Genomic DNA, 17,219 nt, shown 5'->3' with positions numbered 1-17,219 from the left:
TCTCACTCCATTCTTTAATTCACAGCTGTTGCATACTCCATAATTTTTTCTTGAGTAGCTTCAGCAGATGTTAGTTCACCAGTTATTCTCCCTTCCGACATGACAATAACCCGGTGACTCATACGCAACACTTCTGGCAGTTCAGACGAGATCATGATGATTGCCATACCACTTTCAGCCAATTCATCAATCAACTTGTAAATTTCACCTTTTGCACCAACATCAATCCCACGGGTAGGTTCATCGAATATCAAAATATCACAGTTGCGTAATAACCATTTAGCAATGACGACTTTCTGCTGATTGCCTCCTGACAAGTTTCTGATTTTTTGATGTACTGTTGGTGTTTTAATTTTCAATTCATCTACATACCTTTTTGCTACTTTCTCCATTTCTCTTTGACTTACTATGAAGTTACCTTTTGTAAAGTTTTTGATAGTTGCCATAGCCATATTCGTTTTAACATCCATATCAACTAATAAACCCAAGTGTTTACGGTCTTCCGATAGATACCCTATTCCTAACTCTACTGCCTGTTTTGGAGACTTGATCTTTACTTCCTGTCCATTCAAATAGATGGAACCGCTTTCAACTTTGTCGGCTCCAAAAATTGCTCTGGCTACCTCTGTACGTCCTGCACCCATCAATCCGGAAAATCCTAAAATCTCTCCCTTTTTCAACTCAAACGAGATATCCTTCAAATGTTCCTTTGTAGAAACATTCTCCAGTTTAAGAATCGTTTCCTGATCTTTGTTAAATGAGGTTGGTTTTGATTCTATATATACTTGTCTGCCAACCATTAATTGTATAATTTTACTCATTTCTGTTTCTTTCGTCACTAGAGTATCAATATATGTTCCATCACGCATTACTGTAATTCGATCTGTAATTCTCTTTAATTCATCCATCCGGTGTGATATGTATATAACCCCGACGCCGTCTGCACGTACGCTTTCAATTGTCACAAACAACGAATCAATTTCGGTCTCAGTCAATGCGGTTGTCGGCTCATCCATAATAATAATTTTCGAATTAAATGAAAGCGCTTTCGCGATCTCCACCATTTGTTGCTTTGCGATCGTTAAATCTGCAACCTTTGTATGTGGATCTAATTCTATGTTCAGTCTTTTGAACAAGTCTGCTGCTTTTTTATTCAATTCTCTATCTTTCAAGAAGAAGTTAAAAACACTTCTTGGTTCGCGTCCAATAAAAATATTCTCTGCAACTGATAAGTCTCTCATTAAGTTCAACTCTTGATGAATGATCGAAATCCCTAACTCTTGAGCTTGATTGATATTTTCAATATTCACTTCTTTTCCTTCCAATAAAATTTCGCCTTCATCTTTTGAGTAGATTCCGTTCAATATTTTCATCATCGTAGATTTTCCAGCACCATTTTCGCCTACTAAAGCCAGCACTTCTCCATGTCTTAATTCTAAATCCACGTTAGACAATGCCTTTACCCCTGGAAATGATTTCGATATATTTTTCATAGAAAGCAAAACAGGATCCATACACTCACCCCTAAAACGAAATTTTCTTTCATTTTTGATAATGTTTGTTTATCTTTATTATTGTTGATTATAGATTATAGATTATATAAATGCAACATGTATTTTCACAATTCCAAAAAGAAGCCATTTTTAATAGGCTTCTTTTATTAATTCTGGTAATACTATTTTAGTTCCTTGTTCTCTTAAAAACTCTAGTTGAACTTGCTCTGCTTTTGAATCGACAATAATCGTGTCAATGCTTGAACTACTCGATATTCGTGCAAATGCTTTTTTCCCAAGCTTTGAATGATCAAGCAGCAAAATTCTTTTAGTTGCCCTGTCAATAACTTTTTGTTTCACCAAAGCTTGCAATTCATTTCCGTCACTTATTCCCCATTCTTCATCCAGGCCTTTACAAGAGAAAAATAATTTATCTACATAGTAAGAATCCAATGTATTTAATGCTACTTGTCCCACATAAGACATAGATCTGGCGGATAATGTTCCGCCTGTACAAATCACTTGAATTTGTGTGTGTCCGGCTAACGCCACACAGATTTGTATGGAGTTTGTCAGGACAGTCAGGTGCATATCTGGAATTAACCGAGCCAAATAAAGTGCCGATGAACTCGCATCTAGAAAAATAATATCTCCATCTTCGATTAACTTAATTGCTTCCTTTGCTACACTGATTTTCTCTTCTTTATTAATCACTTCTCTCTGAAAATGCGGTACATCATCTTCTTCCTGCTTTATACTTATTGCACCGCCATGTGTTCGAAGCAATTTCCCTTGTCCTTCCAAGCGCTCTAAATCTCGTCTAATCGTTTCATCTGTGACACCCAGCATTTGACTAAGTTCCGTCACTCGAATGGTCCCCCGCTCATCTACCATTTCTTTAATTTTATGATGTCTTACTCCTGCCAGCATACCAATTCATCTCCTCTTTTAATAACGCCTTTTCGCAAAATGATGTTCGCATACAGCGCCTGTTCACCCGTCGCAATGATTGCATAGGCTTTTTTAGCTTGTTTATAAAAATCAAAACGCTCGAATTTCGTTAATGAAATATGATCATTATTTGTTTGTTTTAGAATTTCAGCGTATTCATTCCATATAACTGGAATACCCTCGTTTTCTTTTGGCTCCATCAACTTAACGCCGCTTTCTTCATAATCGTCCAACGGCAATAAAAACAGGATACTTCGTAACACTTCAGGCACAGATTGACCATCCAAACGCAATATATTTGTTGTATGTGAAACAGATGGGAAGTTACCATCTGCAATTAAAATTTCATCTCCATGACCCATCTCCATTAATATTTTTAGGATATCGGGTGATAAATTGTTGGGAATATTTTTGAGCATGTTGTTTCTCCTTTCTTTTTCTTTGTTTTATAACATCTTACCAAACTTTTGAGAAAAGGAAATATTTTTTTATTTATTGTGCATACTTTCTCTTTACTTATTCAACTGAGTTTAGTTAATTTGCTCGCTATATATGCTTTACATATATCTTGAGAGCTAGTTGAGTAGAGTAAGCTCATTCCACATTTTCGTATTTATCCTGCTCTATTTCAACATTTCCAAACAAAAAAGACCACAATATATTAATCGTGGGTAGTTTTGACACTGAAAATTTCACTCTTTAATCTCACTCAATTTCAAGATATTTCTTCTTACTGATGTAATTAATGATTGGAATGCTTTGATGGACTTCTCCTTGTTCTTCTCCTTCAACCCTTCCAATAGCTTTACATGATATGGATATCCCTCATCATATAGCTGTTCTTTTCCATGAGGGGTATCCCACAAGACATATAGTTCTTGATGGATTGTAGTAATAATTTCAAATAAAATATGATTATCACTTGCTTTATAGATAACTTTATGGAATTTCGAGTCAGCCTCGCTTGCCATTTCAAATTGCTCATTGTCTCTATATTCAACATACTTATTTAGATGATATTCCATTTCTTCCAGCTGCTCTGCAGTAGCATGTTCCACTGCAAGTTCCACAGCTTTTTCTTCTAATGCCGTTCTGACATCCAATACTTCCAATAAGTGCTTCGCTTCATCTTCAATATGAAATGAAGTATATATTCGAAAAGGTTTTCTTTTTTTTACGAAAATGCCTTTTCCATTTACAACTTCAATAACCTCTTCTGTTTCTAGTTTCTTTAATCCTTCTCTTAACGTTGATTTTCCTACATTCAGTATCTCGGTCCAGTCGGCTACTGGCGGCAGTTTCCCTCCGGCTTCAATTTTATTTTGTTTGATATAGTCTTTTATTTCCCTCGCAACGATATCTGATAAATATACTCTTTGCAAATTTCCTCACTCCCAACGCGCACTGCAATAATGTTTCTATCATCATAGCATATCATTAATTTTAGAAAAGAGTTTACTTTCTGATTTCTCTTTGTTAGTATAAAAATCAGCTATCAGACAGGATGCTAGCTGTGAGAGGAGAGAAACAATATGAACAAAAATGATTTAGAAATTTGCACACATTCTTTCGAAGATAACACCAAATATGAAGGGGCTGTAGTACCGCCAATTTACCAAACGAGCCTATACACATTTAAAGATTTCAAGGAATTTTCTATTGCCATGGAAAATCAAAGAGAAAACTTAGTGTATAGCCGAGGAGTAAATCCAACAGTGAGATTGCTGGAGAACAAGCTTGCTGCTTTGGAAAAAGGTGAAATGTGTAAAGCTTTTGGTGCTGGAATGGGTGCTATCAGTGCCACTATGATGACATTACTACAAAGTGGTGACCACGTACTATTAGTAAATCAGACATATGGACCGACAGTTGAACTTTTACAACTTCTTCAATCATTCGGGGTTGAATTTGATCAAACATCTAACAACTTACTGGATATAGAAAAAGCAATACTAGAAAATACAAAACTTATTTATATCGAGAGTCCTTCAAGTATGAGTATGGATGTTGCCGACTTAGTAGAAATCAGTAAATTGGCTAAAGAGCACGGAATCCTAACGGCCATTGATAACACTTGGGCGACTCCTCTATTTCAAAAACCCTTAACACTGGGAATTGATTTAGTTATTCATTCTCTATCAAAATACATCAGCGGCCATAGTGACGTAGTTGCTGGAGCTGTAATTGGGCGCAGGGAGCTAATTGATCCAATTTTCCAATATGGCCATCAGTTGTTTGGTTCTACATTAGCACCGCAAGACGCTTTCCTCATATTAAGGGGATTGCGTACATTACCTCTTAGAATGAAGCAACATCAAGAAAATGTTTTAAATGTAATTGACTACTTAAAGACTCAAGAAGAAGTAACAGAAATACATCATCCAAGTGTCTTAACGGGAAATATGAGAGCGGTTTCAGACAAGCAATTGAGCGGTTATTCTGGATTGCTAAGTTTCAATATTAAACATGGTGATTTTCAACACATTGAGGCGTTTATGAATGCTTTAACAATCATTCAGATTGGGGTTAGTTGGGGCGGCTATGAAAGCTTAGCGATTTCACCAATTAAACATCATGAAACAGGCATTTGTAAAAGCGGATTCATTCGGCTAGCGGTCGGTTTAGAAGGATCTGATCTTATCATTGAAGACTTATGCAGAGGATTTGAGGCTCTACAAAATGTGAGTGAAAAATGAGTTAGATTGGGGGATTGAAATATTCATGAAAACAGTAAAAAATGCAAAGTTTTCTTCATCTGCTTTATTGATTGCAATTATTTTATTCGTTATTATTTACGGAGTAATGTTTGCAGGATTTCCAGTTGAGTCCGTTCTGATAACAGCAGGAATATTGGTTACTATTTTTGCGATTCTTCACGGGCATAAATGGGAGCAGATTATGGGGGTTATGGCTGAAAAGATCAAGACAGCCTTGGTCGCGATTCTAGTGTTGTACAGTATTGGCTGGATTATTGGAGCCTGGATGATGTCTGGTACAATCCCCTACTTTATCTATCTCGGATTAGAGATCATAAATCCGCAGTATCTTTATATCATGGCATTCTTCGGACTCGCAATCGTTTCCCTCTGTATCGGCAGTTCCTTCTCTTCCGCCGGGACATTGGGAGTAGCCGTCATGGGCATTGCGGCTGCTATGGATGTTAACCTTGCCATCACTGCGGGAGCTGTCGTTTCAGGCGCATATTTCGGCGATAAATTGTCACCTTTATCCGATACTGTCATTATGAGTTCCCTGGTTGCGGAAGTAAATGTGTACGATCATATTAAGCATCTCATGTTTACTTCAATCCCTTCCACCATTGTGGCAGCCACAGTCTTCTTTATTGCAGGACTAAAAATTGAGCCTTCAGAATTCAAATCGGAAAGTATCGCAAATGTGTCTAATACGCTCCAAGATTTATTCAACATGAATTTTTTATTGATCATTCCTGCCATTATAGTAATTGGTGGTTCTTTGATGAAAAAGCCTGTGTTAATCGTGCTGTTCTTATCATCATTTACAGCGATGTTACTTTCATTTTTCGTTCAACACCAACCTTTGTCACAAGTTATTCAAGCAGCCATCGAAGGTTTTAACCTTGAAATGCTGACAAGTGTTATACCAAGTTTACAGGCGGATCAGATTAGCGAAGACGTTCAGGTTTTGCTAAATAGAGGCGGCATCTATAGCATGCACCAACCTGTTTTAACCGTATTTTGTGCATTTTTCTTCGCCGCAGCTGTGGAAGTTTCGGGCGCATTACGAGTGGTACTATCTAAAACATTGTCTTACATAAAATCGACAACGAATACGATCCTTATTTCTCTTGTTTCAGGTCTTGCTATTATTCTGGCAACCGGAAATAGCTACGTAACATTTTTCTTGATGAAAGATACGTTTGCCGAACAATATAAAAAGCGTTCGTTGAATCAACTTAATCTATCACGGAGCATGGAAGACGGAGGAATGATTCCTGAAGCCCTCGTACCATGGACAGTAGCTGGAATTTACATGGCCTCTACACTCGGTGTTAGTGTTATAGAATACGCGCCTTGGGCCATATTCAATATGTTTGGAATCATATTTTCTGCCTTGTTAGCAATTCTCGGACCTTACACGAATTGGTTTGGTATTAAACGAAATGTAGATAATCATGAGATAGAAAGTCAAAGTTGCGAGTTAAACTCTTCTGAAAAATAAACTATTCTTCATTCAAGATCAGTACTGCGCTATTAGCCGCTATATTCAAGTGAGTGAGGAAAACTTCTTGGTTTTCCTCACTCATTTTTATTGTTTATGCTCTTAGTCAGCCCCATTCTCTAATTCCTCCGATGTATAGGTATAGTTCACAGAAGATAACATACAATCTTAATGCAAATAAATCCCAATAACCTCCTCCCCCTCATACTCCACTTTCACATGATAATCCCCAATATCATAATCCAAAATATCTCCCGTATCATAATTCGTCCCAGCAATTGCCGCCTGATCCTCTTCGCTCATCGGATAATCCGCAGAATCACTACTAGGTTCTCCCAATAACTGCCGCAGCCTCGCAGTCGTATCCTTATAATAAAATCCACTCAGCTCAATGCCTGCAACTGTATCGTTATACTCATCATAAAACACATTCTGGCCGTCCGGATAGGCAAGATACGACCCGCCCTCTGCCTCATATTCTCCCAGATGCACAGGATGCTTCTCACTGTAAGCCTCCATCGACTCACCGACTTTCAGCTGCTCGTCAAGAATATAGCCGTTTTTCAGCCGGTCCGCCAAGTCATCAGGAAACGTGCGGTACGGGAACTGGTCAACATAGCCGTCAATATCATGCCATTTGGCGATTAGCTCCTTATACATCTCAAACACTTCATCCGCAAACCCCTCGCCATACCAGTCACTGTCTTCCTTCCACTCATCTTCAATGAACAACTCTCTTTCATTGATTAAGGTAAGCTTGTTCCCGTCAGGATGCCACTCATACGTCTGGAACAACCAGCCCAACGGTTCATCGTTGAAATACTGATACGTCTGCAGATACCGGCCCTCCACCACTTTCACTTTCTCCGTACCGGCAAAAAGAACCGGCTCGCCGTCTACCGAAACTGCGTGTAATAGCCCTTGATCCGCAGTAAATAATGACAGCTCCCTGCCATTCGAATGAACCACCTCCGCAATCTGCAGCATGGACTGATCACCCACTGTTCGCATAGTAAATGGATCATTCGATAAGTTCAGAGTGTAGGAAGCTGAATCCTTATCCTGCAAATATGCCTCTTCACCTTCCAGATCCGACAGATAAAACAGCAGCTCTCCTTCATAGCGTCGGTCACCCGGCTGGCCAAAAGCGGAACCTTCTCCTTCAGCGACTGTTTGTATACCATTTGCGTCTGTCGGCAGCACAAACAGCTGGATTTCCTTCCCGTCTTCCAACAGATTTTCGGTAAATAGAGCTTGTTTTCCGAGGCTTTCAACAACAACTGCCGTATCTGTCCGTTTTACGTCTTTAGGCTCGTAAACTCCCGGCAGCTCTGCCTTTTCGTCTGCTGAAGCTAGTGGTTGCTCTGTAACTGAAGATTTTTTTGCGTTGTCTTCTTTTTCTGAACAGCCGGATACTCCCAGAAGAATTATCGCGGTAAATATCATGAATAACCATAATTTCTTTTCCATTCTGCAATTCCTCCGTAACATTATTTTCTCCATTGAAACTTTTAACTTCTTGTTTTTCTAGGTTCCAGCTAGCTACACAGTATTCAACTTAAAATAATTGTAATATTAAATAAACCGACAACCCTATGGTACAATGAGTAGATTAAAAGAAGAGGAGTTTACAAAAATGAAATATAAATTTCTTACATCAATTGCTGCCGTCTTAATAGTCAGCAGTCTATCTATTTCTTCAATTGGGCATGCGCAAAATAATCATGTACAATTTACAGATGTACCTGAAAGTAAAGTTTACTATGAAGCAGTTCAAAGCCTTTCTTCTAGAGGTTATATCAGCGGTTATGCAGACGGCACTTTCCGACCTGCTGCGCATGTGACGCGCGGACAGGCGGCAAAGATTATAGCAAATGTTTTACAGCTCGATACTAAAAAAGTGGAGAATCCAGATTTTAAAGATATTTCAACAGCTCATCAATACTATGGCTATATTGCGGCTTTAGTAGAAGCCGGGGTAATCAGCGGGTTTGAAGATCAAACATTTAAACCTAATCAATCTATGACAAGAGCTCATATGTCAAAAATGATTGTTAAAGGTTTTGGGTTGGAAGCAACGGATCAAAACGCAATATCTCCATTTATAGATGTATCCAGTAAGCACTGGTTCGCTCCTTATGTCGAGTCATTGCGAAATAATAATATCACGACAGGAACCACACCAACGACATTTTCGCCAAATGAATTGGTTACCCGCAGCCAACTTGCATCGTTTGTAACCAGAAGTGAAAAAATTGAGTCAACTGAAACACCACAAGTGCCTGCCGTTCCTAAACCACCTGCAGAGAATGATTTTGTGATCGATTCAATAAAATAAGATCCTATTAGTCAACTAGAAATTTATAGTCCAAGCAACTTTACGTTAACAATCTCAGCCTGACATCTGGTCGAGATTGTTTTTTAAAAAATTCAAAGTTTATTGTTTCCACTCTTCCATCCAAACCATCGTTAGGAGAATGCTCTATGAAAAACAAATTACATGCATTGCTACTGCTTACTTTAGCTTTATTCTTTTTTCCGGCAACTGCATCTGCCAATTCTCAGGTTTTACAAGAAGTCCGTCAGCTAATCACTGCCGATTACGTAGATTCAGTTCCAAAAGATGTGCTGAACAAACCAGATATCACCCAGATTCTCAAAGAACTGGATCCTTACACAGCCTATATGACAAAAAGAGAATTCGAACAATTCATGAATGGCATTGAACAACGCATTGTCGGCATCGGAGTTGTATTGGAAGAACATAAGCTGGGAGTTCAAATTATTTCGGTTGTGCCGGGTGCTCCTGCCGAGCATGCGGGAATTCTAGCAGGTGATATCATTACGCATGCGAATAGTAAGGCGCTCGCGGGAAAATCTGTGCAGGCCGCCATTCCCTTTATCAGCGGCCCGGCTGATTCGCTAGTTACGTTAACGCTCGTTCGATCTTCCGCAGAACCATTCAAAAAAGTATTAAAGCGGCAAGAAATACAGCTTGTGAACGTGGAGAGTAAAATGCTCGGTGGCAATATAGGCTATATTCGTCTGCACAGCTTTTCAAACGACGCAGCATTGAATATCCAAAAAGCTATTCAGCAAATGCCTGGTGCTGACGGCTGGATTTTAGATTTACGTGATAATGGCGGCGGGTATGTCGGCGCTGCCCAGCAAGTAATGGGATTGTTCCCTCAAATGAAACAGGCTTTTCAGCTGAAGTCACGAGATAAAACAGAAATATTTCCGGTAATTCAGCAGCCGCATCAATTTCAAGTACCTGTTTCATTGCTTATAAATGGTTACAGCGCCAGCGCATCAGAAATGGTGGCCGGCTCTGTTAAAGAAATCAAATCAGCGATGCTGTTTGGTCAAACCACTTACGGAAAAGGCACAATGCAAACTATGTACCAACTTTCAGATGACAGCGTATTGAAAATGACTATTGCCCGCTTTCTAACTCCCGGTGCAAGAACAATCGACCAAGTAGGCGTAGCTCCTGACGTTGTGACAAACGAAGGAGAAGAACTTCAAGCAGCACATAAACAGCAGCTCATTAATCGATTACCAGGCTACAAGAAATTGCCTGCATTGGAAAACGCACCAGTCAACAAGACTTTTAAGGTTGAAATGAATATGCCGATGCAGCCGAATTTGGTAAAAGATGCTGTACAGCTTATTGAATTAGGCGGAAAAGCACAAGCTATTACAGTAGAAAGAACAAACCAATCAACCATTACAGTCAAGCCAGTGCAATCTTTAAAAACCGGGGCGTCCTACACTTTAGTTATACACCCCACATGGAGAAACTTGCAGTCTAAGCTGTTGAAACAAGGTGTCTATGTGGAAGTTACCGTTAGAGATTAATTAATCAACCTAAAAACAGTCCAGCCTAAAATTAAAGTGTATCTTTTATAAAGGACATTTCAAAAAAAGTCTCGGCTGTTTTTAAAGCCCCAGCTCTCTCACTGCCTCGTCAAACTCCATACTCTGTATCATATCTAATTCATCGAGTAAGTTCTTCCTGAATTCTGTGTATACATTTTCAGCCGCCATTTTCCTCCCTTTCGCCGCCAGCAAGTGAATTAGCCAGAGCGTGTAAGACTCTTCCCACGACTCCAATTCAATTAGTTTCTTGATCGCCTGCTGACCTTCCTTTTCTCCAGTAAGAAAGAAAGAACATCCTACCCAAATTAAATGTTTGCTGCTAAGGAGAAGGAACCTGCTGAACTAATTAAATCACAGGACTTTCGAATCAAATTTCGACATTCGAAAGATATGCTATCTATCTAACTAACCGTTTGGTATAGTTTAATTATTCTTACTATTATATTTACAATTACGTAATAGTAAACAAACTAGTACAGCGGGAGGGTAGGTCCTACATCGACAGACAACTATTCTGAAAGGGTGAATTGATTGAAAAAACGGTTGAATTGGTTAGTGGTATTTTCGATGAGTCTGTTACTTTTGATTAGTACATTGCCAGGAATTACGTTTGCAAAAGAGTGGGATATGGATTATTCGAATTATCGTCAAGTTGCTACCGGTATGGATGGTATGGTGGCTACAGCACATCCATTAGCGTCAAAGGTAGGAGCGGATGTTTTGGCGAGGGGCGGGAATGCGATTGATGCGGCAGTAGCCATCCAATTTGCATTAAATGTTACAGAACCGATGATGTCCGGCATCGGCGGCGGCGGATTTTTAATGTACTACGATGCCAAAACAGATAAAACACAAATTGTTAACAGCAGAGAAAGGGCACCTGATGGGGCAACTCCTGATATGTTCTTAAATGAAGCTGGAGAACCTATTTCTTTCGCTGAAAGAGCAACTGGGGGCAAGGCAGTTGGCGTGCCTGGAACGTTAAAAGGACTCGAAGAAGCTCTGAATCGCTGGGGTACGCTCCCGATGGCAGAGTTAATCGAACCGGCTATTGAATTAGCACGAGGCGGCTTTCCAATCGACTCCGTTCTTGCCAACGCGATTGAGGACAACAAGATGATGCTTGCTTTTAAAGAAGCCGGAAATATTTTTGTACCGAACGGAACACCTTTACGCGAAGGTGATCTGCTAGTCCAAAAAGACTTGGCAAAAACATTTGAACTAATTAAGTCACAAGGTACAGACGTATTCTATAAAGGAGAAATTGCACAGGCTATTGCACAGGCAGTACAACAATATGGCGGCTCGATGACACCCGAAGATCTCAGTACATATGCCGTCACGATGGACAATCCGATTTGGGGAGATTACAAAGACTATCAGATTGCCAGCATGCCTCCTCCGAGTTCAGGCGGTGTGTTCCTCCTGCAAATGCTCGGCATTTTAGATGGTTTTAACTTATCACAGTACGATGTGAAGTCTTGGCAAAAGTATCATTTGCTGGCGGAAAGCATGCATTTAGCCTATGCAGACCGGGCAGTGTACGCAGGTGACCCTGATTTCGTTGACGTCCCTCTGGAAGGATTGCTGAACCCGGCATACATCCAAGAGCGCAAAAACTTGATTAGCTTAGACAGCATGATTAAAAAACCGGAGGCCGGTAACCCGTGGGCTTATGAAAACAAAGAGGCGGCATCTGCTCAGACGAAGCAGCCAAACGATAACAAACTCGGGGAAACCACTCATTATTCCGTAACGGATCAATGGGGAAATGTCGTATCGAATACGACAACAATCGAGCAATTATTCGGCACAGGAATCATGGTTCCTGAATATGGGATTTTATTAAATAATGAATTGACGGACTTTGATGCTGTGCCGGGCGGTGCCAATCAAGTTGAACCAAATAAACGGCCGCTGAGCAGTATGACACCGACTATCGTCTTTAAAGACGGCAAGCCTGTTTTGACAGTAGGTTCACCAGGCGGACCGACAATCATCACTTCTGTGCTTCAGACCATCATTCATTCGATTGAATATGATATGGAACTGAAGTCAGCTGTAGAAGAGCCACGAATCTATACGAACAGTACAGCTTCGTATCGTTATGAAGACGGCATTCCTGAAGAGGCGATGGATCACTTACGTAAGCTTGGCCATCAATTTGGGGAAAAACCCGTAACAATTGGTAATGTGCAAAGTATTCTTATCGACCAAAAAGAAGGAACATACAAAGGCGTAGCCGACTCAAGCCGAAATGGCGCGGCAATCGGAGTTACTAAGTAATAGACTTATATAATTGAAAACAATCTTGTAGAACAAAAACAGCCCTCCACTCAAGAATGACATGAGCAGGAGGGCTGTTTTTGTTTCTAAGCAATAGTTTCACTAGAGCCGTTCAATTCATCTGCAAAAAGTTTCTATATAAACCTTATCAGATAGCTGTTAGGCTTAGTAATTATTAAATCGGTCTATTGTAACAGGGCGGAATCATGCCAGCCTTTTTTTCTTTTAATTCGAAGGGTACAGTATTTTCAGACGTCAGAATTTTAATTAAGCTATTAGTTCCTTTGAATCTATGCTATCCTCAAAAAGTAACTAGAAAAGGAGTGATAGTAATGAGGAAAATGACATCTACATCAGTAATAATGTTTCTGTTGATTGGTTTTTTCTATGTACTTGCACCACAAACTACTGAAGCTGCAGGAAGTACGGATATGTACGTACACGCTAAAAATGATATTGTCCTGCGTGCGAAGCCAAGTCAAAATGCTAATCGACTGGGTACAGTGAAAAACAAGTCAAAAGTTAAAGTACTGTCTTCATCAAACGGCTGGTCACATATTCATACAGGCAAGAGCAAAGGTTATGTATACACTTCGGCACTTTCTAAAAAGAATCCGAATGCAGTTTCTGCTCCAACAACTGTCAGCGGAGGCTTAATGCCTGTGAATGGACTAATCCTTACGTACTCACCTTCGTTCCTGGATGAAAGTAAAGAAACGTTCACAGCGAAGAGAGAAGGAAACTCGGCTTACTTATTTAGCAGCAATAAAAACTCTTCGTCTGACTATCCTAACTATGTATATTTCGAGAGCAAAACTAATTTTGTAATGGGGGTCTCAGAGTCTGATCATATGTTTGTAGAAGCTCCATTGCCTTTAAAACAAGGAAGTTATTTTACAGTATATAATTATGAATCAAGTTACAAAGTATTGGTAGAGAGCACAACTAAAACAGTTAAAGTAAAAGGCGGGACCTTCAAAAACGTCGTCATACTTCGGTACCCAAACGGTGCCAGAGAGTATTTGGCAAAGGGAATCGGGATTATTAAAAGTACCGACAGTAAGGGAAAGACTTATACGGAGTTATCGTCTGTAAAACAATGGAAATAACTGAAAAAGAGCCTCCTGACCGATTTCTCGGAAAGGAGGCTTTTCGTCTAAGTGTTAGGTACCAGGTACACACATAATGTCACTTTGCATACAACTCTGAATAGTGTCCGATTTGTGCCGCGCACAGGCACCTTTCCCTGGGCACCTTTCCCTATCTGAGCAATAGTAAGTGTCCGGTCGAAGAGTTTCTTTTAACGTTGTGTTAGAAGGTGTTAAAGCTCTTCACTTCATGCTATCATACATACCGGGCACAATAAGGACAGGTGACAACTATGACTAATCAAAACAAAGGAATTTTACTCATTTTACTCTCTGCGTTCGGCTTCTCTATCATGACGCTGTTCGTCAAATTATCAGGCGACGTACCGACGCTGCAAAAAACGATATTCCGGAACGGAGTGTCGATGATTATATCCTTCTTTTTCGTACTCCATTTCAAAGAACGTTTCTTTGGCAAGCGGGAAAACCAGCCGCTCCTGCTGCTGCGTTCGACACTCGGCATGATCGGAATCATCCTGCTGTTTTATGCAATCGATCATCTCGTCATTGCAGATGCGGACATGCTTAATAAAATGAGCCCCTTCTTCACCATTATCTTTGCTGCCATCTTCTTGAAGGAATTTGTGAAACCATACCAAATCTATAGCATCATTGCCGCGTTTCTCGGTACGCTGTTTATTATCAAGCCTTCATTCTCGCTTGACATCGTACCCTATGCAGCGGGAATATTGTCTGCCGTCTTTGCCGGCGCCGCCTATACCGCGCTTCGTGCACTGGGCGACCGGGAGCAATTTTATACGGTTGTTTTCTACTTTTCGGGATTCACGACAGTTGTGCTTCTGCCGTTCGTCATCTACAACTATGAGCCAATGACGCTGCAGCAGACGGTGTATTTGCTGCTCGGCGGAGTGTTCGCGACCATCGGCCAGTTCGGCATCACGCTCGCGTACAAGTTTGCGCCCGCCAAGGACATTTCTGTATTCAACTATTTCACGGTCGTGTTCACCGCTCTGCTCGGCCTCTCTTTTCTTGGCCAGGTACCTGATCTTTATAGCATTTTGGGCTATTTCATTATTTTCGGTGCTTCGTTTTATATGTTTTTACAGAATAAGAAGCCTGCTTTGTCATGAAACAGGTACCAAGTCCCCACACAATTGAGTAAACAGAACTGTCTTTGAATTGCGTGCGCGCCTGGTATCTTTCACAATTGAGTAGGAGGGAGCGATTAACTCCCGTCCTCTCACACCACCGTACGTACCGTTCGGTATACGGCGGTTCAATCAAGATCGATAACGCAAAGTTTCATAACGACCCATCAGACTTTTGAGCCCTTGGGAACTCCAGTAGGAGTTTCCGAGGGTTCTGTGCAGTATGGGACTTTTCGAAATTCGCCAGTAGCTCTTACGGGAGTTTCCCCATTCGTAAGCTTTCTCTTGGGGCGCTCCCAGTCCGATGAGTTTCCTCACCTTCGTACGTGGCTTCTTCCAACTCTTCCATACGCACATGCGTAACCTTCTTCGAATCCATGATTCCAGTGTTCTAAACACACTCGGGGTATCTGCCAGCGCAAAGTACCTGCACCAGCCCATGAGGTACTGGTTCAGCTTCTCCATCCGGTAAGACAGCGGATATGGTTTCTTTCGAGAGGTAATCTTCCGAATTTTATTCTTCATCCGTTTGATACTCTCTTTCGCAATCCGGACTTTCGGTTCTTTACCGCTGGTAAAGCTGAATCCAAGAAATTTCCGTTTCCACGGACGGTCTACTTTTGATTTCTTTTCATTTACCTTCAATCGTAAGGTCTTTTCGATGAAAGACGTGATAGAAGCCATGACACGTTGACCTGCCCTCTCTGTTTTCACATAGATATTGCGGCAAGTAGACCACTGGAACCTCCCCAGTAGTCTCTCTCAGAACCGGACGTGAACCTCTCAGCTCATCCGGCTCCCATTATTCAGCCGTAGGTACAATACCTATATCCCAATGTTTAAAGAGTCTGGGATTTTGTTTCGCAATTCTACCTAGAAAATGTTCTGCCTTTTTCTTGTGGCGAGCTAATCGTTTATATTTTCTTCTCGCCCATATTATTAAGGCCTTATTTATATGCCTTAATGAAGCATACATTTCAGATTTATAGAACTTGCCATAGTAATTAATCCAGCCTTGAATTGCCGAGTTAAACATCTTTGATAAGTCCAAGAGCTCTTTATCTGCCTTTAATTGCAGTTTCCATTCTCTCACTTTTTGTCGAATAGATTTCTTCGATTTATTACTAATGGCAGGGGTGAAGTTCACAAAAGTTTTTCCCCACCTATTCTTCGACAGCCTAGGTCTGAACGTGTACCTTAGAAAATCAAACGCTATATTTTCATAGTGTCCTTTTCTATCTGCATCCTTACAATATACAATTTTCGTTTTGATTGGATGTAGTTCTAGTTTACATTCGTTCATTCTCAAGTTAAGCATTTCGTGCAATTTCTTTGCTTCTTCCTCTGTCTTGCAGTGGATGACTGCGTCATCTGCATATCTAGCAAACGGATTGTCAGGGTGATAAATAGCCATCCATTTATCAAATGTGTAATGGAGGAATAGATTTGCTAATACAGGACTAATTACACCACCTTGCGGTGTGCCGGAGGTACGCTCTTCTATTCCTGCTTTCGTTTGAAACGGTGCTCTTAACCACCTTTTGATGTATAACTTTATCCATTCAACTTGCGTATGCTTTTCTACTGCTTTCATTAATAACTCATGGTCTATATTATCAAATAAACCTTTGATATCGAATTCAAGTATCCGATTGTACTTCTAGCATCTTTTTCGAGTGATTTCAATTGCTTGAATGGCACTTTTCTTCGGTCTGTATCCGTAGGAGTCTTCATGAAAGAACGGCTCCACCAAAGGTTCAAAATATAACTTCACCGTCATTTGTGCAATCCTGTCCGCAACCGTTGGGATTCCTAGTGTTCTAGTACCTCCATCTTTCTTTGGTATTTCTACAGCTTTAACAGCTGGAGGAAAGTAACTGCCAGATGACATTCGATTCCATATTTTATACAAGTTTTCTTTGAGATTCCCTTCAAACTCTGTAATGGATTGCTCATCAATTCCTGCTGAACCTTTGTTTGCTTTAACTCTCAGAAAGGCATCATATACTATGTTTTTAGATATCACATATGGCTTTGTTTTATGCATAAGTTCCTCCCACTTTGATGGTTGACTTGTTTATAAAACTGAATAATATAACCCCTTTGCTCCATCTCCGTTAGGAGATTTCATTGCTACTACGAGTTATTCC

General features: G+C 40.3%; 15 protein-coding genes and 1 pseudogene. 7 read left to right on the top strand and 9 right to left on the bottom strand.

Translation table 11 applies throughout. From position 1 onward, the window contains the following. Positions 1-14 precede the first annotated feature (14 nt). The 4 genes from NCCP2331_RS10320 to NCCP2331_RS10305 all read right to left on the bottom strand — a co-directional run bounded on the left by NCCP2331_RS10320 (position 15) and on the right by NCCP2331_RS10305 (position 3,826). Complete coding sequence (locus tag NCCP2331_RS10320; protein WP_251670500.1) at positions 15-1,514, bottom strand: sugar ABC transporter ATP-binding protein; 1,500 nt, start codon at positions 1,512-1,514, stop codon at positions 15-17. 129 nt (positions 1,515-1,643) lie between these two features. Continuing rightward, positions 1,644-2,423: a DeoR/GlpR family DNA-binding transcription regulator gene (locus tag NCCP2331_RS10315; RefSeq protein ID WP_251670498.1), complete on the bottom strand. Its 780-nt coding sequence runs from the start codon at positions 2,421-2,423 to the stop codon at positions 1,644-1,646. Beyond that, positions 2,408-2,863: an RbsD/FucU family protein gene (locus tag NCCP2331_RS10310; protein WP_251670495.1), complete on the bottom strand. Its 456-nt coding sequence runs from the start codon at positions 2,861-2,863 to the stop codon at positions 2,408-2,410. The genes NCCP2331_RS10315 and NCCP2331_RS10310 overlap by 16 nt, the downstream gene beginning before the upstream one ends. 273 nt (positions 2,864-3,136) lie before the next feature. Further along, complete coding sequence (locus NCCP2331_RS10305; protein WP_251670493.1) at positions 3,137-3,826, bottom strand: FadR/GntR family transcriptional regulator; 690 nt, start codon at positions 3,824-3,826, stop codon at positions 3,137-3,139. A 150-nt stretch (positions 3,827-3,976) separates the two neighbouring features. Between NCCP2331_RS10305 and NCCP2331_RS10300 the strand changes: the two genes are divergently transcribed. Beyond that, entirely contained in the window at positions 3,977-5,140 is a 1,164-nt protein-coding gene (locus tag NCCP2331_RS10300) for a trans-sulfuration enzyme family protein (protein ID WP_251670490.1), read from the top strand. Positions 5,141-5,165: 25 nt separating this feature from the next. Further along, the gene (gene nhaC / locus NCCP2331_RS10295; RefSeq protein ID WP_251670488.1) at positions 5,166-6,644 is read left to right on the top strand and encodes a Na+/H+ antiporter NhaC; all 1,479 of its coding nucleotides are present in this window, start codon (positions 5,166-5,168) and stop codon (positions 6,642-6,644) included. A 168-nt stretch (positions 6,645-6,812) separates the two neighbouring features. On the opposite strand, the gene NCCP2331_RS10290 is transcribed toward nhaC, so the two are convergent. Further along, the gene (locus NCCP2331_RS10290; RefSeq protein ID WP_251670486.1) at positions 6,813-8,114 is read right to left on the bottom strand and encodes a hypothetical protein; all 1,302 of its coding nucleotides are present in this window, start codon (positions 8,112-8,114) and stop codon (positions 6,813-6,815) included. Positions 8,115-8,280: 166 nt separating this feature from the next. Here NCCP2331_RS10290 and NCCP2331_RS10285 point away from each other — a divergent pair, with 166 nt between their 5' ends. Both NCCP2331_RS10285 and NCCP2331_RS10280 read left to right on the top strand, forming a co-directional pair. Further along, complete coding sequence (locus NCCP2331_RS10285; protein ID WP_251670484.1) at positions 8,281-8,982, top strand: S-layer homology domain-containing protein; 702 nt, start codon at positions 8,281-8,283, stop codon at positions 8,980-8,982. 146 nt (positions 8,983-9,128) lie between these two features. Then, a complete protein-coding gene (locus NCCP2331_RS10280) occupies positions 9,129-10,505 on the top strand; it encodes a S41 family peptidase (protein WP_251670482.1) in 1,377 nt (458 codons plus the stop codon). Positions 10,506-10,586: 81 nt separating this feature from the next. On the opposite strand, the gene NCCP2331_RS10275 is transcribed toward NCCP2331_RS10280, so the two are convergent. Further along, positions 10,587-10,778 carry a BTAD domain-containing putative transcriptional regulator gene (locus tag NCCP2331_RS10275; protein WP_264879251.1) on the bottom strand — a complete coding sequence of 64 codons (192 nt, stop codon included), beginning with the start codon at positions 10,776-10,778 and terminating at the stop codon, positions 10,587-10,589. A 315-nt stretch (positions 10,779-11,093) separates the two neighbouring features. On the opposite strand from NCCP2331_RS10275, the gene ggt reads away from it, so the two are divergent. The 3 genes from ggt to NCCP2331_RS10260 all read left to right on the top strand — a co-directional run bounded on the left by ggt (position 11,094) and on the right by NCCP2331_RS10260 (position 15,051). After that, entirely contained in the window at positions 11,094-12,812 is a 1,719-nt protein-coding gene (gene ggt, locus NCCP2331_RS10270) for a gamma-glutamyltransferase (RefSeq protein WP_251670554.1), read from the top strand. 332 nt (positions 12,813-13,144) lie between these two features. Then, positions 13,145-13,921 (top strand): SH3 domain-containing protein, encoded by a 777-nt coding sequence (locus NCCP2331_RS10265; RefSeq protein ID WP_251670478.1) that lies wholly within the window; start codon positions 13,145-13,147, stop codon positions 13,919-13,921. Between the two features lie 272 nt (positions 13,922-14,193). Then, positions 14,194-15,051, top strand: coding sequence for a DMT family transporter (locus tag NCCP2331_RS10260; protein ID WP_251670476.1), 858 nt, complete (start codon positions 14,194-14,196; stop codon positions 15,049-15,051). Between the two features lie 150 nt (positions 15,052-15,201). On the opposite strand, the pseudogene NCCP2331_RS10255 reads toward NCCP2331_RS10260, so the two are convergent. The 3 genes and pseudogenes from NCCP2331_RS10255 to NCCP2331_RS18480 form a co-directional block, all read right to left on the bottom strand. Then, positions 15,202-15,792, bottom strand: a pseudogene (locus NCCP2331_RS10255) (group II intron maturase-specific domain-containing protein); the annotation flags it as partial. A gap of 79 nt (positions 15,793-15,871) precedes the next feature. Continuing rightward, the gene (locus tag NCCP2331_RS18485) at positions 15,872-16,681 is read right to left on the bottom strand and encodes a reverse transcriptase domain-containing protein (protein ID WP_376776816.1); all 810 of its coding nucleotides are present in this window, start codon (positions 16,679-16,681) and stop codon (positions 15,872-15,874) included. A gap of 48 nt (positions 16,682-16,729) precedes the next feature. Continuing rightward, positions 16,730-17,116: an RNA-dependent RNA polymerase family protein gene (locus tag NCCP2331_RS18480; RefSeq protein WP_376776815.1), complete on the bottom strand. Its 387-nt coding sequence runs from the start codon at positions 17,114-17,116 to the stop codon at positions 16,730-16,732. Positions 17,117-17,219 lie beyond the last annotated feature (103 nt).

This window comes from Sporosarcina sp. NCCP-2331 (assembly GCF_023707945.1).
In the GTDB taxonomy this organism is placed as follows: domain Bacteria; phylum Bacillota; class Bacilli; order Bacillales_A; family Planococcaceae; genus Sporosarcina; species Sporosarcina cascadiensis.
Note: the sequence above shows the minus strand (reverse complement) of the source record. Positions and strands in the feature narration are given on the sequence as shown.

What these genes read in the sequence shown, in the direction of transcription:
- NCCP2331_RS10320 (WP_251670500.1), bottom strand. Translation starts at nt 1,514, where the DNA reads ATGGATCCTGTTTTGCTTTCTATGAAAAATATATCGAAATCATTTCCA.
- NCCP2331_RS10315 (WP_251670498.1), bottom strand. Translation starts at nt 2,423, where the DNA reads ATGCTGGCAGGAGTAAGACATCATAAAATTAAAGAAATGGTAGATGAG.
- NCCP2331_RS10310 (WP_251670495.1), bottom strand. Translation starts at nt 2,863, where the DNA reads ATGCTCAAAAATATTCCCAACAATTTATCACCCGATATCCTAAAAATA.
- NCCP2331_RS10300 (WP_251670490.1), top strand. Translation starts at nt 3,977, where the DNA reads ATGAACAAAAATGATTTAGAAATTTGCACACATTCTTTCGAAGATAAC.
- nhaC (WP_251670488.1), top strand. Translation starts at nt 5,166, where the DNA reads ATGAAAACAGTAAAAAATGCAAAGTTTTCTTCATCTGCTTTATTGATT.
- NCCP2331_RS10290 (WP_251670486.1), bottom strand. Translation starts at nt 8,114, where the DNA reads ATGGAAAAGAAATTATGGTTATTCATGATATTTACCGCGATAATTCTT.
- NCCP2331_RS10285 (WP_251670484.1), top strand. Translation starts at nt 8,281, where the DNA reads ATGAAATATAAATTTCTTACATCAATTGCTGCCGTCTTAATAGTCAGC.
- NCCP2331_RS10280 (WP_251670482.1), top strand. Translation starts at nt 9,129, where the DNA reads ATGAAAAACAAATTACATGCATTGCTACTGCTTACTTTAGCTTTATTC.
- ggt (WP_251670554.1), top strand. Translation starts at nt 11,094, where the DNA reads ATGAGTCTGTTACTTTTGATTAGTACATTGCCAGGAATTACGTTTGCA.
- NCCP2331_RS10265 (WP_251670478.1), top strand. Translation starts at nt 13,145, where the DNA reads ATGAGGAAAATGACATCTACATCAGTAATAATGTTTCTGTTGATTGGT.
- NCCP2331_RS10260 (WP_251670476.1), top strand. Translation starts at nt 14,194, where the DNA reads ATGACTAATCAAAACAAAGGAATTTTACTCATTTTACTCTCTGCGTTC.
- NCCP2331_RS18480 (WP_376776815.1), bottom strand. Translation starts at nt 17,116, where the DNA reads ATGCATAAAACAAAGCCATATGTGATATCTAAAAACATAGTATATGAT.